Source organism: Methylovorus sp. MM2 (assembly GCF_001648895.1).
GTDB lineage: Bacteria > Pseudomonadota > Gammaproteobacteria > Burkholderiales > Methylophilaceae > MM1.
This window is the reverse complement of the sequence record NZ_LXUF01000001.1, coordinates 636,798-663,197: the sequence shown is the minus strand read 5'-3', so window position 1 is coordinate 663,197 and position 26,400 is coordinate 636,798. Positions and strand designations below refer to the sequence as shown.

Here is a 26,400-nt window from a genome sequence, read left to right as displayed (position 1 = left end):
AAAGTGTTAAATATACAATAACACTCCATAATTTGTAATCAATAAAATCAATCACTTAATTTTATAAAGTTACAGTCTTGACGCATCATACTAAACACATGGAAACTCATTGCTTATATTGCATTTAAAGCATTTAAGGACTCTGCCATGTCGCAAACCGGTTCGCCAATACAACCCACGGTACAGCTGCCCAATATGTCGCACTACTGGGTGCCATTCACTGCCAATCGCCAGTTTAAGGCCATGCCGCGACTTTTCAAGGCAGCCAAGGGCAATTACTTCACTACGATGGATGACCGCGAGATATTGGATGGCACAGCAGGTTTATGGTGCGTACCTGCCGGGCACGGGCGAGAGGAAATCGCCACAGCAGTTGGCAAGCAGTTGCTTACATTGGATTACGCCCCCGCTTTCCAAACTAGCCATCCGCTGGCTTTTGAAGCTGCGGAACGCGTGGCGCAATATATGCCTGCGGGACTCGATAGAATATTTTTCACAAACTCCGGCTCTGAATCAGTAGAGACTGCACTCAAAATCGCCCTGGCCTACCACCGCGTATGCGGCAATCCGCTACGCAACAAGCTGATTGGCCGTGAGCGCGGTTACCATGGCGTGAATTTCGGTGGCATTGCAGTGGGCGGCATTGCGGGCAACCGCAAGGCTTTTGGCAACGCACTGGCTGGCGTTGACCATATCCGCCACCCGCTGGATATAGCAAACAATGCCTTTACCAAAGGCGTGCCGGAAGATGGTGGCATAGCGCTAGCCAACGAGTTCGAACAGCGCATCATGACATTGCATGACCCATCCACCATTGCCGCATTGATCGTCGAACCGATGCAGGGATCGGCCGGTGTGATCGTGCCACCTAAAAACTACCTGAAGCGCCTGCGCGAGATTTGCACCAAGCACGGCATATTGCTGATATTCGATGAAGTGATCACCGGCTTTGGCCGCCTAGGTACCAAGTTCGGCGCGGATTATTTTGATGTAATCCCCGACATCATCACCTGCGCCAAAGGCCTGACCAACGGTGTGGTGCCTATGGGTGCAGTAGCCGTGAAGCGCGAGATCTATGACGCCTTCATGGAAAACTCCGCTGCCAATGCGATTGAATTGCCGCATGGTTATACCTACAGCGCTATCCCCATTGCCTGCGCAGCAGCGATTGCCACGCTGGATATCTTTGCCACAGAAAAACTGGAAGAGCGTGCAGCAGGATTAAGCAGCAGGCTTGAATCGGCAGCACACGCACTGAGAGGCTTACCGATGGTGAAAGACATCCGCAATATCGGGTTAGTCGCGGGCATTGAGTTCGAGGCAATTACCGGAAAACCCGGCGCCATGGCCTTTGCTACCTACCTAAAATGCTACGAGATGGGCGTGCACGTACGCTACACCGGCGACATCATCGCCGTATCGCCGCCACTGACGATCGAGCCGCATGAGATCGATCGCATTTTCAGTACGATTGCAGATGCGATTAAATTCGTCACCGCCGCTGGCGAAGCAGGACTAGACCATACGCAATACCTTAAAAATGAACAGCATTGGGCTGTGCACAATCAATTAGCAAGGGCTGCGCACCAGCAATCCGGTATAGAACACCTAGCACTTGAAGACACCAATTTTAGCCAAATCACCATGGAGCATTCCGCATGAACAACCCTGAAATGAGCAAGCTAGAAGCAAGCAGCCGCGTGATTGGCCACTACATCAATGGCGAACATATCGCTGGTAGCAGCAAGCGATATGGCGATATCTATAATCCGGCTACGGGCAAAATACAGGCACAACTAAGCTATGCCACAGTAGATGAGGTCAACACCGCTATCAGTGCTGCACAAGCGGCTTTTCCTGCATGGTCGACCACGCCTGCACTCAAACGCGCACGCATTATGTTCAAGTTCAAGGCGCTACTGGATGAACATGCCAACGAACTGGCGAAAGCGATTTCGCTGGAGCATGGTAAGACCATCAGCGATGCGCGCGGTGAAGTCACACGCGGAATAGAAGTGGTCGAGTTCGCCTGTGGTATGCCGCATTTGCTTAAAGGCGACTACAACGAGCAGGTCGGCACCGGCATCGACACATACAGCATGCATCAACCGCTGGGGGTGGTCGCAGGCATTACGCCTTTCAACTTCCCTGTCATGGTGCCGTTGTGGATGATCCCTATGGCACTGGCAACAGGCAATACATTTGTACTAAAACCCTCCGAGAAGACACCAAGCGCTAGCCTGATGCTGGCGGATTTACTGGCTGAAGCAGGCTTGCCAAAAGGTGTTTTCAACCTAGTAAATGGCGATAAAGAAGCCGTGGATGTGTTGCTCAATGACAAGCGCATACAAGCCATCAGCTTTGTCGGCTCTACCCCGATTGCCGAATACATCTACAGCACCGGCACCAAAAATGGCAAACGCGTACAGGCTCTCGGTGGCGCGAAGAATCATTTAGTCGTGATGCCAGATGCCGATATCGACCAAGTAGCAGACGCACTGATAGGCGCAGGTTACGGTTCTGCTGGCGAACGCTGCATGGCAATTTCGGTGGCAGTGGCAGTAGGCAATACAGCCGATAAGCTCATTACAAAACTGCAGGAAAAAGTAAAAACCATCGTCATTGACCAAGGCTTGAACGAGAAAGCCGACATGGGGCCGTTAGTAACGCCACAGCACTACGCAAAAGTAAAAGAGTATGTCGATCTCGGCGTGAGCGAAGGCGCAGAACTGGTGATTGATGGTCGTGGCTACAATCATGCCGGACATGACCAAGGCTTCTTCCTAGGTCCCTGCCTGTTCGATAACGTCAGCAAGGACATGCGCATCTACCAAGAAGAAATCTTCGGCCCGGTACTATCCATTGTCCGCACAGATAATTTTGAAGAGGCACTGCAACTGGTCAACGACCATGAGTTTGGCAACGGTACTGCTATTTTCACACGCGATGGCGAAGTAGCACGCGAGTTCACCAGCCGCGTTCAGGCGGGGATGGTAGGCGTGAATGTAGCGATTCCCGTGCCCATTGCTTTTCACAGCTTTGGCGGCTGGAAGCGTTCGCTGTTTGGCGATCACCACATCTACGGCACTGAGGGTATCCGGTTTTACACTCGCCTGAAAACCACCACTTCCCGCTGGCCCTCCGGCAGCAAAGGCGCAGGTGCCGAATTCGTCATGCCAACCATGAAATAAATGGTGAGCTGTTAGAATGCAACCCTCAGGCCAATCAATACTGGCCTGAGGGTTTTTGCTTATTCAATACCGCCATTAAGAACACAAAATCACATGCCAGAAAACTTCAGTAATCAACAACGCACCACCAGCATCGTCGCGCTCAACGCTGTATCCACCCTGTCGCAAATCGGCCAGTTTGGCCTTGGCACAACGCTGCTGCCTATTGCACTAGAGACCAGACACGCCACACCAGAGCTGATTGGTCTGACAAGCGCAGCATTCTGGTTCGGCATGCTCGGCGGTCTATTAGTTGCAGGTAAGCTCACGCGCTCACTAGGCTATCGCAACACCGTTATTCTAGGCCTGCTGATCAGCGGCATCAGTTTTGTATTGATACCAATCATGGATATTCAATGGTGGGTACTCCCCGCAACCGCCGTGGGGTTTGGTTTGGGCTTACGCTGGATTGCCAATGAAACCTGGCTTTATCGCTTATCGCCAGCGGATGCGCGAGGCCGCATTATCGGCATCCACGAGACATTGATTGCGGTGGCATCAGTAGCAGGCCCAATGGTTATTGTCGCGCTGGGGGTCAATAATCCCCGTGCATTCTGGGTGGCTGCCGCAGCCTGCTTGCTTGCCATTCTGCCATTATTCATTGCAAAGACGCTGGCAGCTATAGATGAACCAATGACAGATAAATCCACTATAGATATCAGCCAATCCAGCAAACCAACTATGAATACATGCATTCGGCGACGTTTAGCATTCTGGCTGGGCTTCGGCGGACTAATCGCCGGCCTGGGCGGCTGGATAGAAGGCAGCCTACTCGCGTTATTACCGGTATATGTCAGTGACGTGGGGCTAGCCAGTACAGACACCGCATGGCTACTGACTGTACTCGGCATCGGCGCAATGGTTTGCCAGTATCCAATCGGCTGGTTATCCGACCACAAAGGCGTGCTCTACACTGCAAAACTCTGCGCAGCATTCGGCATGGTCGCAGTAATTGCAGCCCTCACGGCAGGGCACGCTTTGCCTGCACTGGCTGTCATGGCATTTCTGGTAGGTGGCATGGGCGGCGGCCTGCTCACCTTAGGCATGGTATGGGCCACTAAGCATGGCTCCGGCACCGCGATTACCAATCGTGTGCGACAAGTTTCGATTATCTACACCACATTGTCAGCCCTCGGCCCGATGTGTGCAGGGTTTATCATCAGCCATACCAGCAGCAATAGCTTACTGTGGCAACAGCTAGGGATAACACTGATACTGATTGTCGTATTGCTAAAACAACCGTCTGATAACAATCCACTGAATAAATAATGAAGGCCTCGCAGGCTTTTGAGAGTGAAATTCAGTTTGCTCTTAATTACCCTGTAACAATCTGTTTATTCAAATAGAATTACTTTAGATTCTTTGATTGAATGTTTACATTCGATCCAAAGCAGACATCAGATAGTTTTAAAAAAATCATTAGTAAAATTTATTTTAGTTGCTGATTATGACGACCATCATATATGATGGTCGTCATGAATGAATCTATAGTTAAACTAAACTCTTCCAATCGTAAAGAAATTACACATACGCGCATTGTAGAAACCGCGGCTCGGGCAATCCGTAGAAGTGGTTACGATGGAACAGGTGTAGCCGATATAATGAAAGAAGCCGGTCTCACACATGGAGGGTTTTACGCTCATTTTGCATCTCGTGATGCCATGCTTGCGGAAGCTGCAAATCGGGCGGGGGAAGAAACTACTGCTATTGCGAAGAAAATATTCGCTGAAGTACCTCAAGATCAGGCACTGCGGGCTTTGATGAATGCTTATTTATCATATGAGCATATAGCTAACATAGAAACAGGATGCTCTTTAGCAGCGCTAGGTTCGGAAATGCCGCGCCAAGCGCCCGAAGTGAGGAAAGCCTCTACTCGCCGAATCAAGGAAATGATCGCGCTTATTGAAAGTCAACTGTCAGACCAACCAAATGCACGTGAAGACGCGCTTGTCATGGTCTCAGCTATGGTAGGAACATTATTGTTAGCTCGTGCGGTAGAAGACCCTGAACTTAGCGATGCTTTCCGCGAAGCAACTTTAAAGCACTATGATGCCAAAGAATGATTAATTTCTTAGTTAACTTTTTTGGCTTTTTTTGGACGAATATATGATGACCATCATATATTCGTGGCAAGTTTTATTAATTTTTAATGAAATGGGAGATACAACATGAAAAGTAAGATCGCAATAGTGACAGGCGCATCATCAGGTATTGGTGAAGCTGTAGCAGAGTTACTAGCAAATTCTGGTTATAAAGTTTATGGAACGAGTCGTAAGGGCGCGCAAGCCACTCAACGTTCATACAAGATGATTGCGCTAGACGTGAACAGCGAGACATCAATAGAATCAGCCTTAAAAAAAATAATCCAAATTGAAGGGCAGATTGATCTTGTAGTGAACAACGCGGGCTTCGGCATAGCGCCAGGTGGGGCTGAAGAAAGTTCAATTGAACAAACCAAGATGCTATTTGATACCAATTTTTTTGGGATTATCCGTATGACACGCGCTGTTGTGCCCTACATGAGAAATCAGGGGGCAGGACGAATTATTAACATCGGTTCCATCCTTGGGTTAATACCAGCACCCTACATGGCAACGTATGCAGCTACAAAACATGCGATAGAAGGTTATTCAGAATCGCTAGATCATGAGCTGAGAACAAGGGGCATCCGTGTTACTGTGGTTGAGCCTGGCTATACCAACACACAGTTTGAAGCCAACACCCAGGAAGTAGATTCCAAATTAGACGAATACACGATTGCGCGAAAAGCACTCGCAAAATTAATTAAAATCGCTGTGGCAGGTGGCGATGATCCCAAAGTCGTCGCCAGTGTTGTATTGAAAGCGGCCAATGCCAAGCATCCAAAGTTGCGTTACGCTGTAGGAAAATTAGCATCTCGTTTGAGTTTTCTGAGAAGGTTTGCGCCTGCAGCATTAATTGATATCGGCATTCGTAAAGAGTTAAAACTTGACTCACTGGCCAAAATAGCTAGCCAACCATAAGAGACCATCAGTTTTAACTTCAATCTTATTTCTATTATTGGTCATCACTTCCCATTGTGAAGTGAACTTTTTGCCACTAGCACTCTCTCATATAGAGTGCTAAAATTATTTCATGAGTGAGATACATACTATGAGCAACGCCTTAACATTACCTTCCATTTCTTCGCTGGATAGCTTAGATCAGTACATGCGTACGATTAAGGCATTCCCGGTGCTGACTGCCGAAGAGGAATATGATCTGGCTACGCGACTCAGAAAAGACAACGATCTTGAGTCGGCTAAAGGACTGATTGTTTCGCATCTGCGCTTAGTTGCGAGCATTGCGCGTGGCTACGCAGGATACGGCTTGCCTCAGGCGGATCTGATTCAAGAGGGCAATATCGGTTTAATGAAAGCCGTCAAACGCTTCGATCCAGATCGTGGCGTTCGTTTGGTTTCGTTCGCGATGCATTGGATCAAGGCCGAAATTAACGAATATATCGTGCGCAATTGGCGTTTAGTCAAAGTTGCAACGACCAAAGCGCAGCGCAAACTGTTCTTCAATTTGCGTAGCATGCGATCTGGCACTGGCAGCCTAAAACCTGAAGAAGTTGCGCATATTGCCCGCGAGTTAAAAGTGAAGCCTGAAGAAGTGCTTGAGATGGAATCTCGCATGGGCGGTCATGAGATATCGCTTGAAGGCAATAGTGATGATGAGCATGAAGATGCTTTTAGTCCAATCTCGTACTTGGAAGATCCGCAACTTGAACCTTCAGAAAAACTGGCTGAACAGCAAGCAGACCACATCCAGACTGACGGCTTGGCATCAGCACTAAACAGTTTGGATGAACGTAGCAGAAGAATCGTTCAAGCACGCTGGTTGCAGGAAGACTCTAGCTCAACACTGCATGATCTTGCAGCAGAGTTTGGTGTATCTGCTGAGCGTATTCGCCAGATCGAGCAAAAGGCGATGCAAAAAATGAAAGCTGCTTTGAGCGAGGCATATTAATTTCACCAGACACATTATAGAAGCTCTGCTGGCTCGAAACTAAGTATCAGGTATAAATAAAAAAGGCTGCATATGCAGCCTTTTTTATTTATATTTTTGCTAGGGAATCAGTCAAATCAACCAAAGATGATGACAGATAAAAAGCTTAGCCATGACCATGTGATGAGTATGACCACAATACTCAATGGCGCATTGGCAAAACTAAACCACGATTTCAATTCTTCTTTGCTTACATCGAGCTTCATTGCATCAACCCTAATCTGAATTTTCGTTTATTTTATGCTGATTGGCATTCTGCTTCAAGCGGTTAAATGGAATCATCGGGTCATCATCATCCATTAATATCCGTTGGGCGGGGCCTTCAAGATCATCATATTGACCATTTTTGATGGCCCAGAATATGCCTGCCGCTGCTATCCCCACAAAAATTAGCGTAATGCCAAGCAGGAAAAGCAGGGTTGCTAATGTCATGCCACTTGCGCTTGGGCTTCCTCAGACGACTCGATAGCGAGTGCATTCATCATATGCTGACGAAGTATCTTAAGATCTGAAGCCTGCGCCTGAATACTCTTCTCGATATTCTCAAGCTCTGTGATACGGTCTTCCAAGGTGTCAGTTGCCTTATAGATGCGCTTGATACTTTCAAGACGACGGCGCAGTTGAAGTTGATGCTCGCGCACTTGCGATTCCATTGGGGAAATAACAGCTTTCAGCCAATTTTCAACATCGCGATTTGCCACTTCATAAACATGGATCACACGGCTAGCCAAAGTCTCAAAGAATTTAGAAGTTAATGTCATTTTCTCATTGGCAATCATATTGAACATCGTATTAAACTGTTCTTTATATGCACGCTCCAGTTTTGCAATTTCTTTCTGGTATCTTAATGTAGAAAATGTAGGCGCATCGGATTTACGCAGACCATGTTCTTTGGAGAACTTGTCGTACATTGCGTCCATCATTTGCTTGATTTCATCAATTTGCGCATCTGATTTTAGTAGGCGGGATTTAATATCCGTGAAGAAGTCATCCATCGCGGTACGAATGCTCTTAGTGAACTTGGCCGCAATCATATTATCGCGCGTGACGGTCACTTGTGATCTTAATGCTTCCATGCCGAGCAGGGTAAACAAATGGTTGGCATGCTGCGAGAACACACTTCGCAAGGCCTGAAAACGCTGTAGACCTTTTTCAAAGTTTTCCTTATCAAGCTTGACCTTGTTCATCATATGCTCGACAACATCTTCATTCTTACCGCGCAGGCCTTTGAGCTCATCCAATTGCTCGGTGAGGCCATGTAAGCGAGACTCAAGAATCATCTGTGAATTCTTAACCAGATCGTCAAGTTCACTTTGCGTATTATCACGCACGATATCTTTTTTAGATGGAATCAACTCACTCGAAAGCGCTTTTTCCAACGCAGGTAGACGACTCTTCAATAGCAGTTCGTCGTCTTTAGTGACTTTAGCCAGCAACCCTTTTTGCGCAGAAATAGGGAATATCTGGTTACTATTCAAGCCAAGCAACTCTGCACTAGTGCTCAGTTGCTTAGTGATCTCCTGCTCGATCTCTGCTTCATTCTTTAGGTCATCCCATAAGCCATCGATCTTGTTAAGAACAGCAAGGCGGCCTTTTTGTTTCCAGCGCGTGCCACTGATATATTGGCGCCATACGTCAATCTCAGATTTAGTCACACCAGTATCGGCAGCCAGAATGAATAAAACGGCATGCGCATTTGGCAACATATTGAGCGTCAACTCTGGCTCGGTACCGATGGCATTCAAGCCTGGGGTATCAAGAATCACTAAACCCTGCTCAAGCAATGGATGCGGGAAATTGATCACAGCATAGCGCCATGCTGGTACATCAATACTGCCATCACTATTCAGGCTCATGGCATCATCTTCGCTGCTAGGGTCATAAAGACCATAGCGCTCGGCTTCAGCAACGGTGACGCGTTTAGTGCGGCTAACTTCCTTGAATGCAGCAACCATGCTATCGCTGTTGTCTACATCGAACTCAAATACCTGCCACTCATCAGGGTAGCGCTTATATTCAGTAGTCGTTGCGTCAGATGCCCGTGTTTCAATGGGCAGCAGTTGTAATGAGGTTGGCTTGCTTGGGTCATACAGAAGTTCGGTAGGACACATCGTGGTGCGCCCTGCGCTCGAGGGAAGTAAACGCTGACCATATCCTGCGAAGAAAATCGCGTTGATCAGTTCTGACTTACCGCGCGAGAATTCGGCGACAAAAGCGACATTCAGTTTATCTTCACGCAAACGCTCCAGCAGATATTGGATACGTTGATCGATCTGCGAGTCATTCAGCTCTTGCTCATTTAACCAGCTGCGATAGTCGCAGATAGTATCAACCAGCCCTTTTCGCCATTCTGTGTAGGCGGCAAAGTGCTGCGCAAGCTTGTTTTCAGCCATGATTAACCCTGATTACTTTTATAGTAGTGGCTGTAACTCTAGCATGGGAGCGGAATTAGTCAAATGAATCAGACGTATAAAGCATGTTTTATGCGCAAAATTTGTCACATTTGTCTTAATCTCGTCAAAACCTGTGAACTAGGTAACAGATACTAGAGATATCGATTCTGCTATCATCTATATTTTACATGCTGATAATTGCCTTAATCGCAGATGAGCGGCCTTAATCCAGATAGTCCACGCCCCACAGATATCCGCTTGCATCAAAAATCGCGTTTGCTGGAGATATCGTTCGATGACAATACGACCTGCATGTTGTCCTGCGAATTCTTGCGTGTGTATTCCCCTTCTGCTGAGGTTCGTGGTCATGGACACGGTCAGGAAGTGCTGCAAATAGGCAAGGAAGACGTCAATATTGTAGGCATAGAGCCTGTAGGCCAATATGCTGTCAAACTTAGATTTTCAGATGGCCACGATACCGGGTTGTACTCATGGGATTATCTTTACGAGTTGGCAAAGCACTATGAAGCACTGTGGCTGGAATATATAGGTAAACTTGACGCTGCAGGTATCAAGCGCAAGATTCCCCAATAGATCAGCGCTTGGCGACTTGAGTAACTTGGCAAGAATAAGGATTTTATTAGATGTCAGATAAAGCACAGACCCATTTTGGCTTCAAGACAGTCGCCGAGAGCGAAAAGGCGCGCAAGGTCGGTGAAGTATTCCACTCCGTCGCACGTAAATACGATTTGATGAATGATGTGATGTCAGCAGGCCTGCATCGCACATGGAAACACTTTGCTGTTGAAGTCAGCGGCGTTAAAAAAGGTGATCGTGTATTGGATGTCGCAGGCGGCAGCGGTGACCTTTCAAGGTTATTCGCGAAAAAGATCGGGGGGACAGGTGAAGTTGTCCTGACAGACATCAACGCATCGATGCTTGCCGTTGGCCGCGATCGGCTGATAGATGATGGCGTTGCTGTGCCAGCACTGCAATGCGATGCAGAAAAACTGCCCTTTCCTGACCAATACTTTGATTGCGTGATCGTGGCTTTTGGGCTCCGCAACATGACCCATAAAGACCGCGCTCTGGCAGAGATGCAGCGTGTTTTAAAAGTAGGTGGGCGATTGCTGGTGCTGGAGTTCTCTCAAGTATGGAAACCATTGGCGCCACTCTACGACATATATTCATTCAAACTATTGCCAATCATGGGCAAGCTCTTTGCCAAGGATGCAGATAGCTATCAATATCTGGCTGAATCTATCCGCATGCACCCTGACCAGGAGACACTCAAGCAAATGATGCTGGATGCAGGGTTGGCTAAAGTTGACTATTACAATCTGGCAGCCGGTGTAGTCGCCCTGCACAAAGGTTGGAAAATCTAATACGCGATCATGTTCAAACCGATACTTACCCGATTATTAAACCATTTGATCAGCCAAAATAGCTGGGCCAGAAAAGAACTACGCGATTTTGGCGGAAAATCCATCTTATTCAGGATACCGCCTGTCAGTGCCACGCTGACGATACTTGAGGATGGTGGGCTAGCGATCGCGGGCGAGACGGCCGCTGTTGATGCAACCATCACTGTTCCACCAACTATAGCATTACGCTTGTTGGCAAAAGATGAAACAGCGACGACGCTGGTAGATTTGCAGGGTGATACAGAGCTTGCCACTGCACTTGCCAAAGTATTACAGAACATATCGTGGGATTATGAAGAAGACTTAAGCAAGGTCATTGGTGATATTCCCGCACATCAAGTCAGTGAGTTTGCACGCAAGGCATCGTCAGAAGTTAAAAAGCAATCGATCAATATCGCTGAGATGTTTGCAGAATATTGGCAGGAAGAAGAACCACTGATCGCAAAAAAACGTCATGTGGAGAAATTCAATAACGAAGTCGATACACTGCGTGACGATATGGAGCGCATGGATAAGCGTCTGGAAAAGATCACAGATAGGTTATCCGCGATCACTGGCCTTGAGACCCCTAGCCTGATTACCGAAAAAGAAAAATAAGAGCACTGATGCGTTTCTTCCGTCTTTTAAAGATCATCTCTATCACTGTACGCTACGGTTTGGATGACTTCATCCTTGGCTATACAAGGTTAAAGCCGTTTCAAAAACCATTTCGTGCGGCGCTGTTTTGGCGCAATACACAATCATCCCCAAGAGGCGAACGACTAAGGCTTGCGCTGGAGGCATTAGGCCCGATTTTTGTTAAATTCGGCCAGATGCTCTCAACAAGGCGCGACTTGATCCCGCTTGATATCGCGGATGAGCTGGCAAAACTGCAAGACCGTGTACCGCCTTTTGATTATGAATCCGTAGTGCTGATCATCGAATCATCCTTTGGCAGGCCGATACATGAGGTATTCCAGCAATTCGATGTAACGCCTGTTGCAAGCGCATCTGTGGCACAGGTGCATTTTGCGCACCTGCCTGATGGCACGCCCGTCGCGGTTAAAGTGTTAAGGCCGGGAATCAGCGTCGTGATTGAGAAAGATCTGGCGTTACTGGATACTGCTGCGTGGCTTTTCCAGAAAGTTTCTGCGGATGGCAAACGGCTTAAACCGCGCGAAGTTGTCGCGGAATTCTCCAAACATATCCATAGTGAACTAGACCTGATGCTAGAAGCTGCAAACTGCAGCCTGTTAGGGCGGAATTTTGCTGATAAGAAGCTATTACTGGTGCCTGAAGTGCATTGGGATTTTTGCCATGAACAAGTCATGGTCATGGAGCGTATGGATGGCACGCCTATCAGCCATGTGAGCCATTTGATCAGCATCGGCGTGGATATTCCCAAACTGGCGCGCGATGGCGTAGAGATATTCTTTACCCAAGTGTTTCGTGATGGATTCTTTCATGCCGATATGCATCCCGGGAATATTCAAGTGGCTGATGACGGACGCTATGTAGCGCTCGATTTCGGCATCATGGGCGCGCTTAACGAGGTAGATAAGCAATATTTGGCGCGCAATTTTCTGGCATTCTTCCGCCGGGATTATCGCGAAGTCGCGCGCGCGCATATCGAATCCGGCTGGGCGCCGAAAGATACGCCGATAGACGAATTTGAAACCGCCATTCGCGCCGTGTGCGAACCGATCTTCGACAAACCGCTTAAAGAAATCTCCTTTGGCAAAGTCTTGTTGCGGCTATTCCAAACATCGCGCCGTTTTGGCGTCGAGATACAACCTCAGCTTGCCATGCTGCAAAAGACATTATTGAATGTTGAAGGTCTGGGACGTGATCTAGACCCTGAACTGGACTTATGGAAAACAGCGCGGCCTTATCTGGAACGCTGGATGTCAGAACAGGTCGGCTGGCGAAGCGTGGTAGAAAAAATCAAGGCAGAAGCGCCACTATGGGGTTCTATCTTGCCGCAACTTCCCCGTAGGCTAGATGCCTATCTGCAACGTGATAATAACGCACTGATTGCAATCGAACTTGAATTGATACGTCGTCAGTACAAGCGCCAATCATGGGCAGTAAGCATTATTGCGATCGCGCTTTTTGGCCTGCTGATACTTGAATTGATACGTTACTTTTAAATAGCTTAATCAGCGGGTACGCCAATGATCTGCTTTACCCTGCTCACATCGACCCGCAGCAATTCGGATATATCGCGATAATCGTCAGGCAAAGCGGCATCATCCCACCCATTGGCTGAGTGCCGCGCAAGATTCACGGCTAAAGTCACATTTCTCACGCGCTGCTCTTTGGCTGAACCCTCTTGGATCAATTTACGCAGCAATGGTGACAACTGACAAGACTCAGCCAAATCCCGTTGCAAATCCATCAATTTGAACCCGAGCACCTCAAGCTGTACTGACTGACTTCTTAAGGTCTTATCTGCATGCTGCATGTCATATATCTTTAGCATTTTTTGCGGTGCATAGCACCACATCAACATCTCAGCCAGATCATGCAACAAACTCGCCACGCCAACCTCTTCAGAATGCAAGTCATACAGCAAAGCAGACCAATCAAGCGCATATTGGGATGCACGATGCGCGCGACGAATCAGCTTAAGAAGATGCGTAAGCGCCATCAGTTGTGTACGCAAGATATCTTCAACCAGCAGAGTGGGGGGCAACTCACGAAAGAATCGGTCAGTGCCCATCATCATAGCGACATGCTCAATCTGCACGATATCTTGCACCTGACTGGCGGATTTATGTGTCTGTGCATAACGCAATACGCGAAACACCATCATCGGGTCTTGCAACACCACAGAAGAGATCGCCCTGCCACTCACCGAATCAGGATCAGCCTGCAAACGCGCCATTTCCCTGGACGTATGCTTGAGCACGGGGATTTCCGCCTTGCTAAGAAAAGCTACCCAATCTTCGAGAGACTCTGGTGTTGCAGTCATTTAACAAGTTCCTTGAGGCATCACTTGATATTGTAAGTTAATCATACGCCAAATTGCCATGGCACCAGTATTAATACTCAGCGCTGGCAGCGGGCACAGTAAAATGTGGATCGCTGCCCCAATCTGACTGTTTGAATCTTGGTTTCACAAACGCGGCAAGGCTCACCTGTACGCCCGTAAACATTATAAGTCTGCTGAAAATATCCCGGGTTGCCATCCGCACCGAAAAAATCGCGTAGACTGCTACCGCCAGCGGCAAGGGCATCACGCAATGTCTGCTTGATCTCGATAACCAGCTTATCACAGCGCGCTTGACTGACTTTATTCGCCGGGGTTTGCGGATCAATGCCAGCCCTGAATAATGACTCACTCGCATAGATATTACCGACGCCTACCACCAGATGGCTATCCATAATGACATTCTTGATGGGCGATTTTCTGGTACGGATATTACGGTACAGCCACGCACCATCAAACTCGTCATCCAATGGCTCTAAGCCCAGCACTTTCAGCAGCACGTGCTGGCTAGGGTCATCGCTCGCCCATAACACAGCACCAAAACGTCGTGGATCACGCAGCCTCAACACTTGGCCATCGTTAAAATGGATATCAAAGTGATCGTGCTTTGCAGGTGCTTCATCTTTGGCCAACAGGCATATGCGGCCAGACATGCCGAGGTGCAATATCAATGTGCCGTTACTGAATCTCGCTAAAATGTATTTAGACCTGCGGGTAAGCTCGACCAATTGCTGATTGACGAGCGTTTCAGGCAGATGACCTGGGATAGGCCAGCGCAAGGAGGGATTGCGGATAGTGACTTGCCGGACATTCTTACCTACCAGAGGCAGCAGGCCACGTCGTGTAGTCTCTACCTCTGGTAACTCAGGCATGTCTGCTTATTTGGCAATATTGAGAGGCGGGTTCAGCATGCTAAAACCAACATCTGACTGAATATGGTACAACATACCTTCATCAGGACGCCCCAGCAAGAGCTCAGGAGATTCTTCGAGCTTATCGAAATGAATCCTGCTACCGTCTTGCAGCTTAACCTCAAATGATGGGTAGTTTGCACGATGGTTAGGTGTGTATGGCTCGACAGACTTGACGGCCATGTGCGTCCAGTAGGTATCCAGCCATTCGTTCATTCCGTTCTGGTCTGGCTTGGCACCTTCAACCGAGATAGTCCATTTGCCGTCAGTAAGATCAACTTGCAAGCGTGTTTTCTCCCACTGCTCCAGATGCGAAAGATCGAACCCGGCAATCTTCTCTGTAGGCTTGAGCAGGTTCTTATCAATCAGCTCCTCTGTCTGCACAGCGGCATAATCAGAATAGCTATTCGATAGCAGGTAAACGGTATCTTTATAGGCAATATATTGTTCGCCGGAGACAGGGTTGAACGTGCCGAACAGAAACTCTTCGTCATTCATCTTGATCTTCAGTCTTGGCGTATCTAAACCGAAACGATCAAGCCCAACCGCAGGAAACTTCTCTGAGGTAGTAGCCGCAACAAGAGACAGGATGCGTTGTATCGACATCTGGTCTGCCCGTGCTTTATAAGGCTGAACGATATACCAATAGCCATCAACTTTCTCGAACACCCGCGATGCTTTAGACGGATCGTCGATCGTCAGCTTAGTGAAGTCCGATAACTTCAAAGCACTGACGGAATAAGATTTCGGCCCTTCGGCTTCAGGTTGTGAGCGCAAATGCAGGAAAGTAACAATCCCCACGATCAACAACAGAAGAACAAGATTAACTATCCAACGTGACTTCATGCTTTACGACGCTTCCACCAGATATAAACACCTGCGAATAAGAGGATTAGCGGCAAGATAATACGGTAGCCGAAGAACACCAGTATCGCGAGGAACTTATTCCAGTTATCCGCTGGGATAGCGATATTCACATCTTTCAACGGTTTAGGTTGAATCGTAATCAGGCTATCGTCACCCGCCAGCCAGTTCACCATATTCACACCAAGATCAAGGTTTCCACCATTGGCGATAAACGTATTGGATAGGAAATTACCATTACCAACAACAACGATACGTTGACCGCGCTTGCCATAACTACGCTCTAGCGCAACCGCGATATTGATCGGGCCATGTATGTCTTTTTTATCATCAAAACTGACTTTGACTTTGTCACCAGCTTCGATCTTGGTCGTTTCGAGCCAGCCATTGGGGGCAACCTCGACAAGGTTGCTGACCTTCCAGCCATTATCCTCAGAGCCTTGCGCACTCACCATGCGTGCTTCAGGGAACAAAGTACGCAGCATAAAGTTCTTGGTAATCGCATGCTCACCATACTGGCTGGCAAAGGCGATCTTGGAGTCCGCCCCATATTGCGTAGATGAAAGATCGATTACCATACCCGGTGTGATCTGTAGGCCGATGTATTCAGCGATAGTCTGAAGTCCATGCATATTCTCATCATCCAGCAACCACAGCAGGTTACCGCCGGAATCAAGATAATCCTTGATCTTTTTAACCTCAATATCGCTGACATCCACTTGAGGTGCTGCGATGACGAGCATCGCGCCATTGCTCGGTACCCCTTGAGCGATAGTCAAATCTGGATTAGCCAACTTGAAGCCTTTTTTCTCAAGTTGTTTACCGAATTCGCCGAGGTCGTGATTTTTGATGCCAATCAAGTTACGTTCGCCATGGCCATCAAGGTACATCACCGCGCGCTGGTTGCTACGAGATAAGCGCACTAGCAGATTGGTCATATCCTGCTCAATGTAAGGCGGCACCATATGTTCAGTACGTTTTTGGAACTCAACCACCATCTCACCTTCGGCGCGGATGCCCTCCTCTTGCGCCAATTTAGGCTCCTCAGCAGGGTTGATGAATTTGAGTTTCACATCGGTTTTGGCGCGCTGATAGCGCGCAACAAAGTCATTGATCGTCTTACGATATTGATCATCCTGCGAGACATACACCGTGATATTAACGGGACCATCCATCTGCTTCAATACGTTCACACTACCTTCTGTCAACGTATTGCGAGACCCTTGCGTGATATCACGGGAGTAATGATATTCGTGTGACAAAAAGCCTAATAAAAACACGAATAATAGGAATAACAGCACAAAGATGCTGTTTTGCATGAATAGCTGAAAGCGTAGTTTACGGTTGGTTTTCATCATCAAGGTAATCCGGTTAGCCACGTAGACGGTCGGCATCTAAGCGGCGCACCGTTAAAGTCAGGAAAGTAGTAATAAATAGCAGGAAATATAAGAAATCCTTGGTATCCAGTACGCCACGTGAAAATGGCTCAAAATGGCGCATCAGTGACAGATAGGCCATGGTGCTGCTTGGGTCACCCGCAAAGAAATGATCCAGAATCAATAACGCGAACAACGCCACGAAAGTAATGATGCCAGCGACAACCGGCTGCTGCGTCGTACTAGAGACATAGACCCCAAGCGCAGAGAAACTTGCCACCAGAAGCCATAGCCCGATCACGTTTGAGAAGATAAAACCAAAATCGATATCTGCCCAAAGATTCAGCGAAGAAACCATAGCCGCCATCAGCAATATCGTAATGGTCAGGAATGTCACCAAGCCGAAAAACTTGCCCAGTACGATCTCAGTCAGCGTAAGCGGCGCACTCACTAAAAAAGTCAGCGTCTGTTGACGGCGCTCTTCACTGATCAATCGCATAGAGAGCAATGGCACAGCAAACAGCATGATAAAAGAGGCAATACCAAACACGCTATAGCCTACGAACTCTGTGACGCCCTGCCTTTCTTCTGGCCGCATCGCCCCTGACATGGTCTGGAAATACTGATCGATACCGATCACAAAGAAAGTAGCGAATACGAACTGAAGCAATGCCAGTACGACCCATCCCATCGGGGATGAAAAGAGGCTTTTAAGCTCTTTTCTGGCGATATTGATTATCATGAAATCATCCTCTAATTTTTATAAATGCCTGAATAAAATCAAGGCAAAATCTTTTCAAGCACTATGCGGCTTGTTCTTGTAAACCTTGTTCTTGGAAAGTAAGCTGAACGAATACTTCTTCAAGGCTGGTCTGGTCAGGGTTTATTTGATACAGACCCCATCCGCTCTTGACCGCAGCCTGCACAATCGCTTCGGCAGGCAATTGGCCTTCAGCATAGCGAACACTGATCAAGCCACTTGGCAGCGTATCAATCCCTGTGACACCAGCGATTTTCAATAAGGCATCATTTTCTGGTGGATTATTTAATCCAATCAGCAACTTATTACCATGGCGCTGCTGTTTAAGCACATCGATCGCGCCATTGAATACCAATTGACCCTTATGGATGATCTGCACATGGTCACAGACCATTTCGACTTCGGGCAGGATATGGGTAGACAGAATCACGCTATGCTCACCACCCAACTCCTTGATCAATGCCCGGATATCACGAATCTGGATAGGGTCAAGACCCACTGTGGGTTCATCAAGAATCACGACCATGGGGTTATGGATGATGGCCTGTGCGATACCTACACGTTGCTGATAGCCTTTAGAGAGATTCTCGATCAGGCGCTTACCCATTTCAGTCAATCCGCAGCGCTCTTTGGCAACCTGCACGGCTTTCTTGATGTGCTGGTTATTAACACGATGCAAACGTGCGGCAATGGTCAGGAACTCGTCGACGGTAAATTCACGATATAAAGGTGGCTGCTCTGGCAAGTATCCGATCAGCGCTTTCGCTTCCTTGGGATTTTCGATGATATCGATGCCGCAAATCTTAACGCGACCTTTACTAGGTGCAAGATTGCCTGTCAGCATCTTCATCGTTGTAGATTTACCGGCACCATTAGGGCCTAGAAACCCCAGCACCTCACCCTTACTCAGCGTAAAACTTACATTACTAACCGCTTCGCGGCCGCCATAGATGCGGGTAAGTTCGCTCGCCTCAACGGTTATAGTTGTCATGATATATTTTGTTACATTTCTGGTTAGGGGCTGCTAAAGTAAAAAAACGCCAGACTTATGTCAAGCGTCTTATTGTTTTATTCTGCTAAACAGAATTTAAATCCTACTGGCTATCAACTTAAATTCTTTGGGCTTGAGCCCTTTTGGGCTGAAATTCTCTTGGAAAGTTCATCTCAAAAAGATATAGTCAAGTTTCATTATGGATGAACTTGCAGAGCCTGTCACGGACTAACCAAAAGAGGCCGTGCAGCAAAAAATACGCGGTAGAATGAATACTTGCTAGCGACAAGAACCCTAGACCCAACCTGAGTAACGAGAATATCTAAATCATGCCTATCTATCAGCCTTTAAAACTTGCGATCGCAGGCGCATTGTTAACCTTTGCCAGCACGCAAGTGGCCTTTGCTGAATCTGTCGTAGCCAAGACCGAAGCTCCAAAAAACGAGCTTACTAGCCAATTCATCTATAAATACCTGATTGCCGAGATTGCGGGGCAGCGCGGCGATCTTTTTCTATCCAGCAACCTATTTTTGGACTTGGCAAAATCAAGCCAAGACCCACGTTTAGCTGAGCGCGCCGCAAAAGCAGCCGCCTTTGGCAATATCAACAAAACAGCAGCGCAGGCAGTGACCTTGTGGGCGGAGCTAGACCCTGCCTCAGTAGAAGCCCAACAAGCGAACACCCAAGTACTGATTAGCACGGGCAGAATCGCTGAAGCCAAGCCGTTTCTCGAAAAGTTATTACAAAAAGAAGACACTCGCGCGAATGGTTTCTTATACCTAAACACCCTATTCGCACGCTATCCGGATAAAAAAGCAGTATTGGATCTAGTGCAGGAACTGGCTAAACCCTACCCTAAATTACCCGAGGCACATTTCACAATCGCCAATGCCGCTTGGGGCACAGGCAATATTGACCTTGCACTCAGTGAACTAGCGATTGCCGAGAAATTGCGCCCTGATTGGGAAGTAGCTGCCATTATTCATGGGCAGATTTTGTATGGGCAATCGCCTAAATCTGCGATCATCTTCTACCAAAATTATCTCGAAAAACATCAGGAGGCGAATGAAGTTCGCTTGACGATGGCACGCATGATGATTAGCGAGAAACGCTTCTCAGAAGCCAAGCCTGAGTTTGTAAAGCTGGTCAAACTATCAAAAAGCAATCCAGAAGTCATGGTAGTGGTCGGCCTGCTTTCATTTCAGGGTTCCGATTATGTAGAGGCTGAAAAATACTTCCAGCAGGCATTGAATAGCGGCTTTAAAGACCCTGACCAAATCTACCTTTACCTGGGCCAAATCGCTGAAAAACAGAACCATGATGAGCAAGCCATTGCTTGGTATAGCAAGGTAAATCCGGGTAACCGCTACCTTGAAGCCAAGTTGAATGCGTCTACGATTATTGCGCGCACTCAAGGTGTAGATGCTGCCGTTAAGCAGCTTTCTGAAATGCAGGGTCTGGATAGCGAGCAACAGGCATTGGTGATTCAAACGCAAGCGAATCTCTTCAGCCAAGCAAAACGCTACCAAGAGGCTTATGATTTTCTTGATAGAGCAGTCACCACCCTGCCGAATACGCCTGAGATCGTGTACGACTACGCCATGGCAGCAGAACGTATTGAGCGTATCGACGTCACAGAAAAAGAACTCCGTAAGCTTATTCAGCTAAAACCGGATTTTGCTCAGGCATACAATGCACTCGGCTATACCTTGGCTGATCGGAACATCAAGCTGGATGAAGCGCAACAGCTGATCGAGAAGGCACTCTCACTCAGCCCTAACGATCATTACATTCTAGATAGCATGGGTTGGGTGCAGTACCGGATGGGCAAACTGGATAAGGCGGAAGCGTACTTGCGCCAAGCCTATGTTGCGCAGACAGACCCTGAGATCGCAGCGCACTTGGGTGAGGTCTTATGGCAACGCGGCAACCGTGAAGAAGCACAGAAAACTTGGAACGACGCCCTGCGCGAACACCCAGAGAATGAAGTGCTACTCAACACAACAAAAAAATTCCAGTAACAATCTTTTAAGTAGTTTATGCCAGTGACATCCCGCCAGCCTCTGCTCGCCACTTTTGTTGGTGTGCTCTTCATTCTCACGGGGTGTGCTGGCATCAAGCCGCAGAATACGACACCCCTACCCGCCAGCACGCCAGAAATACATGCGCAGCATTTGGCAACTATCGCTACGATTAGCGCATTTGACCTTCAAACCCGTATTGGCGTACAAGCCAATGGGCGAGGTTTCTCTGGCGCCACAAACTGGAAACACTCAGCCACTCACGACAATATCGCGATCTTTTCTCCTCTCGGCGCGCAGGTAGCGACGATAGATAAAACCCCGAATGGTGTGACATTGATTGCTGATGGCAAGACTTATTATGCCGATGACACCGAAACCCTGACGCAGAAAATACTAGGCTGGAGCTTGCCTATGCAAGGTTTGCCTGACTGGATAATAGGTCGGCCATCACCTAGCAAGATCGAGCAATCAGCGTGGGATGAAGCAGGCAGGCTGACGAAACTGCGCCAGGATGGATGGGATATCGAATACAGTCAGTATGTAAGCACATCCGGTTATCAGTTACCGCAAAAGATCGCGTTGCGCAGCCAAAACCTTAACCTCAAGATCATTGTTGAACGATGGCTTTTATCAGAAAGTCATCCATAAATGGAAGGCTTTCAATCTTTTCCCGCACCCGCCAAGGTCAATCTGTTTCTGCATATCGTCGGACAGCGTGAAGATGGCTACCATTTACTACAGACCGTTTTTCGATTGATCGACCTACACGACACGGTATATTTAAAGGTACGAGAAGATGGCATCATCAGCCGCACCAGCGAAATACCCAACGTCAGCGAGGCGCAAGACTTATGCTTACGTGCAGCCCATTTGTTAAAAGTACGCACAGGCAGCGACCTTGGCGTTGATATCTCATTGGTCAAACGCATCCCCATCGGCGGCGGCCTTGGCGGTGGCAGCTCTGATGCTGCAACAGTATTACTGGCACTCAACCGCTTATGGGCACTGAATCTGCCTCGGCAAACGCTCATGGATATTGGCGTCAAACTAGGTGCCGACGTCCCGTTTTTCATTTTTGGAAAAAATGCCTGGGCTGAAGGCATTGGTGAAAAAATGCAGGCGATCCCTTTGGATCCAGCGTGGTATGTAGTGACTACGCCACATATCCATGTCTCTACCGCACAAATTTTTAGCGCTAAGGAATTGACAAGGAACACGATTCCCACGACAATAGCGGCCTTTTCGAAGGTCATGGTTCGTAACGATCTCGAACCAGTGGTTTGCCAGCATTACCCCGCTATCGCTTCCTGTCTTGAATGGCTCAGCCAATTCACACGATCGCGAATGAGTGGTTCAGGCGCCTCTGTGTTTGTAGAAGTTGAGAATCAGGCGATAGCAGAAAATATACACAAGCAAGTGCCGGAAAAAATCGCTGAAACTGCAATTTTTTCTTGTGTTGCTCAAGGGTTAGAGGTTCACCCGTTGTATAATTATGCCGAGTAGGAAATAAAGATCAATTGGGGAGTCGCCAAGCTGGTTAAGGCACCGGATTTTGATTCCGGCATGCGAAGGTTCGAATCCTTCTTCCCCAGCCAGTTTCTAGTATGACAAAACAGAGCGTGTAAACTTTTTACACGCTTTTATTTTTTTAGATTATAAGGAATCCCGACTGTGGCCAATGGCGGCATGATGGTATTTACTGGCAATGCCAATCGCAAGCTGGCTGAAGAAGTCGTCAGCCACCTTGGCATACAATTGGGTGCTGCAACGGTTGATCGTTTCAGTGACGGTGAAGTAATGATCGAGTTGCTGGATAACGTACGCGGCAAAGATGTCTTCGTACTGCAATCCACCTGCAACCCGACCAATGACAACCTGATGGAAGTCATGGTCATGGTCGATGCACTCCGTCGCTCATCGGCAGGCCGTATTACGGCAGCGATTCCTTACCTTGGCTACTCACGCCAAGACAGGCGTCCGCGTTCAGCACGTGTTGCGATCACGGCAAAAGTGGTCGCCAATATGCTGACCAGTGTCGGGGTGAACCGTCTTTTGACGATGGATTTACACTCAGACCAGATTCAGGGTTTCTTTGATATCCCTGTAGATAATATTTATGCGACACCGATTCTGCTTGAGGACTTAACAAGACAGAATTACGAGAATCTGATCATCGTATCGCCTGATGTAGGCGGTGTGGTACGTGCCCGCGCTGTGGCAAAACAGATGAACTCAGATTTGGCGATCATCGATAAACGTCGCCCTAAGCCAAACGTGGCTAAGGTAATGAATATCATCGGCGATGTATCCGGCCGCACCTGTGTGCTGATGGATGACATGGTCGATACCGCAAATACATTATGCGAAGCAGCCGCAGCCCTTAAAGAGCATGGCGCTGAAAAAGTGGTTTCCTACTGTACACACCCTGTATTATCGGGCTCTGCGGTAGATAGGATCATGAATTCACAACTGGATGAACTGGTTGTAACGAATACGATCCCGTTGCGTGAAGACGCAGCGAATTGCAAAAAGATACGTCAATTGAGCGCAGCAGGCTTATTGGCTGAAACGATCCGTCGTATCAGCAATGAAGACTCTGTCAGCTCATTGTTCATGGAATAAGTAGTGAAGCATTAGAGCAGTAGCCTTAAAAACTATTGCTCAAATTCTGTTATCTGGTCGCGGATAACAGGTAACCCGAAGTCAGAAACCCCCAATTTGGATTTCTGGCAGATAAATTAGGAGTAGTAAAATGACTATTGAAATTACCGCCGTTAAGCGCGATGTAAAAGGTACGGGTGCGAGCCGCCGCCTTCGTCGCGCAGGCAAAGTACCTGGTGTTGTATACGGTGCAAACCAAGATGCAGTTAGCCTTGAATTCGACCACAAGGCGCTGTTCCTTGAGTTCCGCCATGAAGCGTTCCATGCTTCTATCCTGACGCTGAATCTGGATGGCAAGAAAGAGTCCGTATTAGTACGTGACTACCAATTGCACCCTGTTCGCAACAACATCCAGCATATCGACTTTCAACGCGTAAGCGCGACTGAGAAGATTCACGTGAAGGTGCCTTTCCACTTCATCAATGCTGAAATTGCACCAGGTGTGAAAATTGGTGGTGGCATCGTCGCACACATCCTGACAGAAGCTGATGTTAGCTGCCTGCCTAAAGACTTGCCAGAATTCATCGAAATCGACTTGGCAAATCTGGATGCTGGTCACTCTATCCACTTGTCTGAAATCAAACTGCCTAAGGGTGCTGAATTCGTTCAACTGACACACGGCAATGATGCTGCTGTTGCAACGATCGCTAAGACTCGTGGCGGTGCTGCTGATGTTGACGAAGCATCTGCTCCAGAAGCGCCAGCTGCAGAGTAAGCTCTACGGCTAGCGTCTTGAAAACGCGTGTCCCAGCCATTTATGGCATTATGGGGCACGCGTTTTTTATTTTCAGGATGACACTCTACTGACATGAACGGCATTAAACTTTTTGTAGGCTTGGGCAATCCCGGCAACGAGTATGAAGATACACGGCATAACGCTGGTTTCTGGTGGATTGACCGCGTCGCCGCGATTACCAATAGCAAACTTGCGAATGAATCCAAGTTATTTGGCTATGCGGGGAAACTTCGTAACGAGGCTTGGCTACTTAAACCCACAACCTTTATGAATGCCAGCGGACGCTCTGTCGCCGCCCTTGCCAAATTTTATAAGATCGAACCAGAGTCCATTTTGGTCATCCATGATGAGCTGGATATTCCGCCCGGCACAGCCAAGCTTAAAAAAGGCGGCGGACATGGCGGGCATAACGGTCTTAAAGATATCGCAGCACAATTAGGGACAAATGAATTCTGGCGCCTACGCCTAGGTATTGGTCACCCGGGGGATAGAAATGAAGTCATCAACTTCGTACTGCATGCCCCATCAAAAAATGAGATGCAATTGATAGAATTTTCAATCGATGACAGCGCGCCCCTACTCGACTCACTACTGAAAGGTGAGTTTGAGGCAGCGATGCTTAAGCTGCACACTAAAAAATAATCTACGGTTTATTTCGCAAGCAGTAGGGACTGCAGCTTACTTAACCATCCATCATCAAGCATCGCCACTTCGAATTCATGTGTCCATCGGCGTGATATCTCAAGCAGAATAGACTTCAGCTGCCAGATAGCTTCATTAACGAGCGGGATGTATTCATGCGCCAATTCAGGGTCACTTTCAAACACCTGAACGGATGTTTCAATATTGTTGAGATCAATCCCAACATCTAAAAAATCCACTCTCAAACGCATCATGCGTTGTTTGGTGAACTCGAGTATCTCGTCATCTTCTGAATCATCATCAGCGACTAAATTAAACGCATCAAATACATTCGCGATGAGCGTCATCTTTTCTGAGAGCTGGCCTAAGCTGCCTGAACTGCCCGTTCCGGAATCAATCTGGTCGATCACACGCACAATATGCCCAATCAAACCATTTCCATACTGACGTGCATTGACTTTTAGGGTCACTTTAAGCTTTTCAAGTTCTTCAGTCCTTGCTGACTCAAACGCTTTGGTAGCAACAACTGCCACGCCTAGTATCTGGCCACATCGGCTAATTTTTTCAGCCGTTAATCCGCGCGGATAACCTCTCCCATCCATACGCTCATGATGCTCTAACACAGCCTCAGCTATGTTTTTAGGCAACTCAGAAAATTGCTTGATCAGCATGTAAGCAGTCAGGGGATGGGCATAAATATGACGGCGCTCGATACTGCTCATGACATAAGCAGGTGCCAACATGGTAGGATCCACATGCATCATGCCGATGTTATGGAATAAGGCCGCAATCGCAATCGACTGGGCATCCTGATCATTCATTTTCTCACAATGGGCAACAAACAAGGCCAGCACGACACTGGATAATCCCCGCTCATAGACACTGGGGAATTTCTCTTTCGATACCGTCAGCCTGAAAAACATAGGGGCTGGTAGCCTGATGTCTGCAATCATCTGCTTGAGATCATAGCTACTGCCAAATTCGTCGCAAACATGCTTAAGCATAGGATTACTATCAGCCATCGCCTCAATATCTGCGATGATCGAAGCAATGCCCACCGTCGGGTCGGCCGACAAAGACATATCAAGAGGCAATTGCAGCTTATGATCAACCAGCTTTTCATAAAGCTTACTGGTGATCCTGATGCCAGCGGCTACAAGCTTGGTGCCGTTTTCAGAATAGATATCCTTATCGGCCACGATCTCATGTGTATCCCCTAGATCTGTGACCGCTTTAAGATAGTGATCGACTTCTGTATCGTGATCGCTCATTGTATTTTTATACTCACGTAGTAGCGAAAAACCGACTCTTTAAGTAAAAAGATTTAGCCTGTCTATGCCATCTTGTTTCGGCGATTCGTTTGCCTAGACATAAACAGGCATGGACAT

General features: G+C 47.8%; 26 protein-coding genes and 1 tRNA gene. 17 read left to right on the top strand and 10 right to left on the bottom strand.

The window, feature by feature from the left end:
- The first annotated feature begins 147 nt into the window (after positions 1-147).
- The 6 genes from A7981_RS03050 (at position 148) to rpoH (ending at position 7,220) form a co-directional block, all read left to right on the top strand.
- Positions 148-1,662, top strand: coding sequence for an aminotransferase class III-fold pyridoxal phosphate-dependent enzyme (locus tag A7981_RS03050; RefSeq protein WP_067263843.1), 1,515 nt, complete (start codon positions 148-150; stop codon positions 1,660-1,662).
- Positions 1,659-3,191 (top strand): CoA-acylating methylmalonate-semialdehyde dehydrogenase, encoded by a 1,533-nt coding sequence (locus tag A7981_RS03045; protein ID WP_254258484.1) that lies wholly within the window; start codon positions 1,659-1,661, stop codon positions 3,189-3,191. The genes A7981_RS03050 and A7981_RS03045 overlap by 4 nt, the downstream gene beginning before the upstream one ends.
- A gap of 93 nt (positions 3,192-3,284) precedes the next feature.
- On the top strand, positions 3,285-4,499 hold the full coding sequence (locus A7981_RS03040; RefSeq protein ID WP_067263840.1) for an MFS transporter: 1,215 nt from the start codon (positions 3,285-3,287) through the stop codon (positions 4,497-4,499).
- Between the two features lie 206 nt (positions 4,500-4,705).
- Positions 4,706-5,293, top strand: coding sequence for a TetR/AcrR family transcriptional regulator (locus A7981_RS03035; RefSeq protein WP_254258483.1), 588 nt, complete (start codon positions 4,706-4,708; stop codon positions 5,291-5,293).
- A 105-nt stretch (positions 5,294-5,398) separates the two neighbouring features.
- Complete coding sequence (locus A7981_RS03030) at positions 5,399-6,232, top strand: oxidoreductase (protein ID WP_067263833.1); 834 nt, start codon at positions 5,399-5,401, stop codon at positions 6,230-6,232.
- Positions 6,233-6,362: 130 nt separating this feature from the next.
- Positions 6,363-7,220: an RNA polymerase sigma factor RpoH gene (gene rpoH, locus A7981_RS03025; protein WP_082889190.1), complete on the top strand. Its 858-nt coding sequence runs from the start codon at positions 6,363-6,365 to the stop codon at positions 7,218-7,220.
- 116 nt (positions 7,221-7,336) lie between these two features.
- On the opposite strand, the gene A7981_RS12330 is transcribed toward rpoH, so the two are convergent.
- Genes A7981_RS12330 through A7981_RS03015 form a run of 3 tightly spaced genes read right to left on the bottom strand, consistent with a single transcriptional unit; the run spans position 7,337 to position 9,652 of the window.
- Positions 7,337-7,465: a hypothetical protein gene (locus tag A7981_RS12330; protein ID WP_256365539.1), complete on the bottom strand. Its 129-nt coding sequence runs from the start codon at positions 7,463-7,465 to the stop codon at positions 7,337-7,339.
- 10 nt (positions 7,466-7,475) lie between these two features.
- Positions 7,476-7,691 carry a cbb3-type cytochrome oxidase assembly protein CcoS gene (ccoS, locus tag A7981_RS03020; RefSeq protein ID WP_067263830.1) on the bottom strand — a complete coding sequence of 72 codons (216 nt, stop codon included), beginning with the start codon at positions 7,689-7,691 and terminating at the stop codon, positions 7,476-7,478.
- Positions 7,688-9,652 carry a dynamin family protein gene (locus A7981_RS03015; RefSeq protein WP_067263826.1) on the bottom strand — a complete coding sequence of 655 codons (1,965 nt, stop codon included), beginning with the start codon at positions 9,650-9,652 and terminating at the stop codon, positions 7,688-7,690. The genes ccoS and A7981_RS03015 overlap by 4 nt, the downstream gene beginning before the upstream one ends.
- Before the next feature lie 213 nt (positions 9,653-9,865).
- Here A7981_RS03015 and A7981_RS03010 point away from each other — a divergent pair, with 213 nt between their 5' ends.
- From A7981_RS03010 to ubiB, 4 genes are read left to right on the top strand one after another with little or no spacing between them, the layout of a single operon-like run.
- Complete coding sequence (locus A7981_RS03010) at positions 9,866-10,246, top strand: gamma-butyrobetaine hydroxylase-like domain-containing protein (protein WP_067263823.1); 381 nt, start codon at positions 9,866-9,868, stop codon at positions 10,244-10,246.
- Between the two features lie 50 nt (positions 10,247-10,296).
- Entirely contained in the window at positions 10,297-11,037 is a 741-nt protein-coding gene (gene ubiE / locus A7981_RS03005; RefSeq protein WP_067263821.1) for a bifunctional demethylmenaquinone methyltransferase/2-methoxy-6-polyprenyl-1,4-benzoquinol methylase UbiE, read from the top strand.
- 9 nt (positions 11,038-11,046) lie between these two features.
- The gene (locus A7981_RS03000; RefSeq protein WP_067263817.1) at positions 11,047-11,673 is read left to right on the top strand and encodes an SCP2 domain-containing protein; all 627 of its coding nucleotides are present in this window, start codon (positions 11,047-11,049) and stop codon (positions 11,671-11,673) included.
- An 8-nt stretch (positions 11,674-11,681) separates the two neighbouring features.
- Positions 11,682-13,205: a ubiquinone biosynthesis regulatory protein kinase UbiB gene (gene ubiB / locus A7981_RS02995; RefSeq protein WP_067263813.1), complete on the top strand. Its 1,524-nt coding sequence runs from the start codon at positions 11,682-11,684 to the stop codon at positions 13,203-13,205.
- A gap of 5 nt (positions 13,206-13,210) precedes the next feature.
- Here the strand turns inward: ubiB and A7981_RS02990 are convergent, their stop codons facing one another.
- The 6 genes from A7981_RS02990 to A7981_RS02965 form a co-directional block, all read right to left on the bottom strand.
- Complete coding sequence (locus A7981_RS02990) at positions 13,211-14,029, bottom strand: HDOD domain-containing protein (RefSeq protein ID WP_067263810.1); 819 nt, start codon at positions 14,027-14,029, stop codon at positions 13,211-13,213.
- Between the two features lie 77 nt (positions 14,030-14,106).
- Positions 14,107-14,919, bottom strand: coding sequence for a bifunctional DNA-formamidopyrimidine glycosylase/DNA-(apurinic or apyrimidinic site) lyase (mutM, locus tag A7981_RS02985; protein WP_067263807.1), 813 nt, complete (start codon positions 14,917-14,919; stop codon positions 14,107-14,109).
- A 6-nt stretch (positions 14,920-14,925) separates the two neighbouring features.
- A complete protein-coding gene (locus tag A7981_RS02980) occupies positions 14,926-15,804 on the bottom strand; it encodes a DUF4340 domain-containing protein (RefSeq protein ID WP_067263802.1) in 879 nt (292 codons plus the stop codon).
- Positions 15,801-17,177, bottom strand: a complete 1,377-nt coding sequence (locus A7981_RS02975) for a GldG family protein (RefSeq protein ID WP_067266426.1) — start codon at positions 17,175-17,177, stop codon at positions 15,801-15,803. Before A7981_RS02975 ends, A7981_RS02980 begins: the two co-directional genes overlap by 4 nt.
- 16 nt (positions 17,178-17,193) lie before the next feature.
- The gene (locus A7981_RS02970) at positions 17,194-17,940 is read right to left on the bottom strand and encodes an ABC transporter permease subunit (protein WP_067263798.1); all 747 of its coding nucleotides are present in this window, start codon (positions 17,938-17,940) and stop codon (positions 17,194-17,196) included.
- 61 nt (positions 17,941-18,001) lie between these two features.
- Positions 18,002-18,949 (bottom strand): ABC transporter ATP-binding protein, encoded by a 948-nt coding sequence (locus A7981_RS02965; protein WP_067263795.1) that lies wholly within the window; start codon positions 18,947-18,949, stop codon positions 18,002-18,004.
- A 329-nt stretch (positions 18,950-19,278) separates the two neighbouring features.
- Between A7981_RS02965 and A7981_RS02960 the strand changes: the two genes are divergently transcribed.
- From A7981_RS02960 to pth, 7 genes are all read left to right on the top strand, one after another.
- Positions 19,279-20,970 (top strand): lipopolysaccharide assembly protein LapB, encoded by a 1,692-nt coding sequence (locus tag A7981_RS02960; protein ID WP_067263788.1) that lies wholly within the window; start codon positions 19,279-19,281, stop codon positions 20,968-20,970.
- Between the two features lie 18 nt (positions 20,971-20,988).
- On the top strand, positions 20,989-21,621 hold the full coding sequence (gene lolB / locus A7981_RS02955; protein WP_067263785.1) for a lipoprotein insertase outer membrane protein LolB: 633 nt from the start codon (positions 20,989-20,991) through the stop codon (positions 21,619-21,621).
- The gene (gene ispE / locus A7981_RS02950) at positions 21,622-22,476 is read left to right on the top strand and encodes a 4-(cytidine 5'-diphospho)-2-C-methyl-D-erythritol kinase (protein WP_067263782.1); all 855 of its coding nucleotides are present in this window, start codon (positions 21,622-21,624) and stop codon (positions 22,474-22,476) included.
- Between the two features lie 15 nt (positions 22,477-22,491).
- Positions 22,492-22,568, top strand: a tRNA-Gln gene (locus A7981_RS02945).
- 91 nt (positions 22,569-22,659) lie between these two features.
- Positions 22,660-23,595 (top strand): ribose-phosphate pyrophosphokinase, encoded by a 936-nt coding sequence (locus A7981_RS02940; protein ID WP_067266423.1) that lies wholly within the window; start codon positions 22,660-22,662, stop codon positions 23,593-23,595.
- 130 nt (positions 23,596-23,725) lie between these two features.
- On the top strand, positions 23,726-24,349 hold the full coding sequence (locus A7981_RS02935; RefSeq protein ID WP_067263779.1) for a 50S ribosomal protein L25/general stress protein Ctc: 624 nt from the start codon (positions 23,726-23,728) through the stop codon (positions 24,347-24,349).
- A gap of 93 nt (positions 24,350-24,442) precedes the next feature.
- The gene (gene pth, locus A7981_RS02930; protein WP_067263775.1) at positions 24,443-25,012 is read left to right on the top strand and encodes an aminoacyl-tRNA hydrolase; all 570 of its coding nucleotides are present in this window, start codon (positions 24,443-24,445) and stop codon (positions 25,010-25,012) included.
- A gap of 8 nt (positions 25,013-25,020) precedes the next feature.
- On the opposite strand, the gene A7981_RS02925 is transcribed toward pth, so the two are convergent.
- Positions 25,021-26,283 (bottom strand): HD-GYP domain-containing protein, encoded by a 1,263-nt coding sequence (locus tag A7981_RS02925; RefSeq protein ID WP_067263772.1) that lies wholly within the window; start codon positions 26,281-26,283, stop codon positions 25,021-25,023.
- Positions 26,284-26,400: the final 117 nt, after the last annotated feature.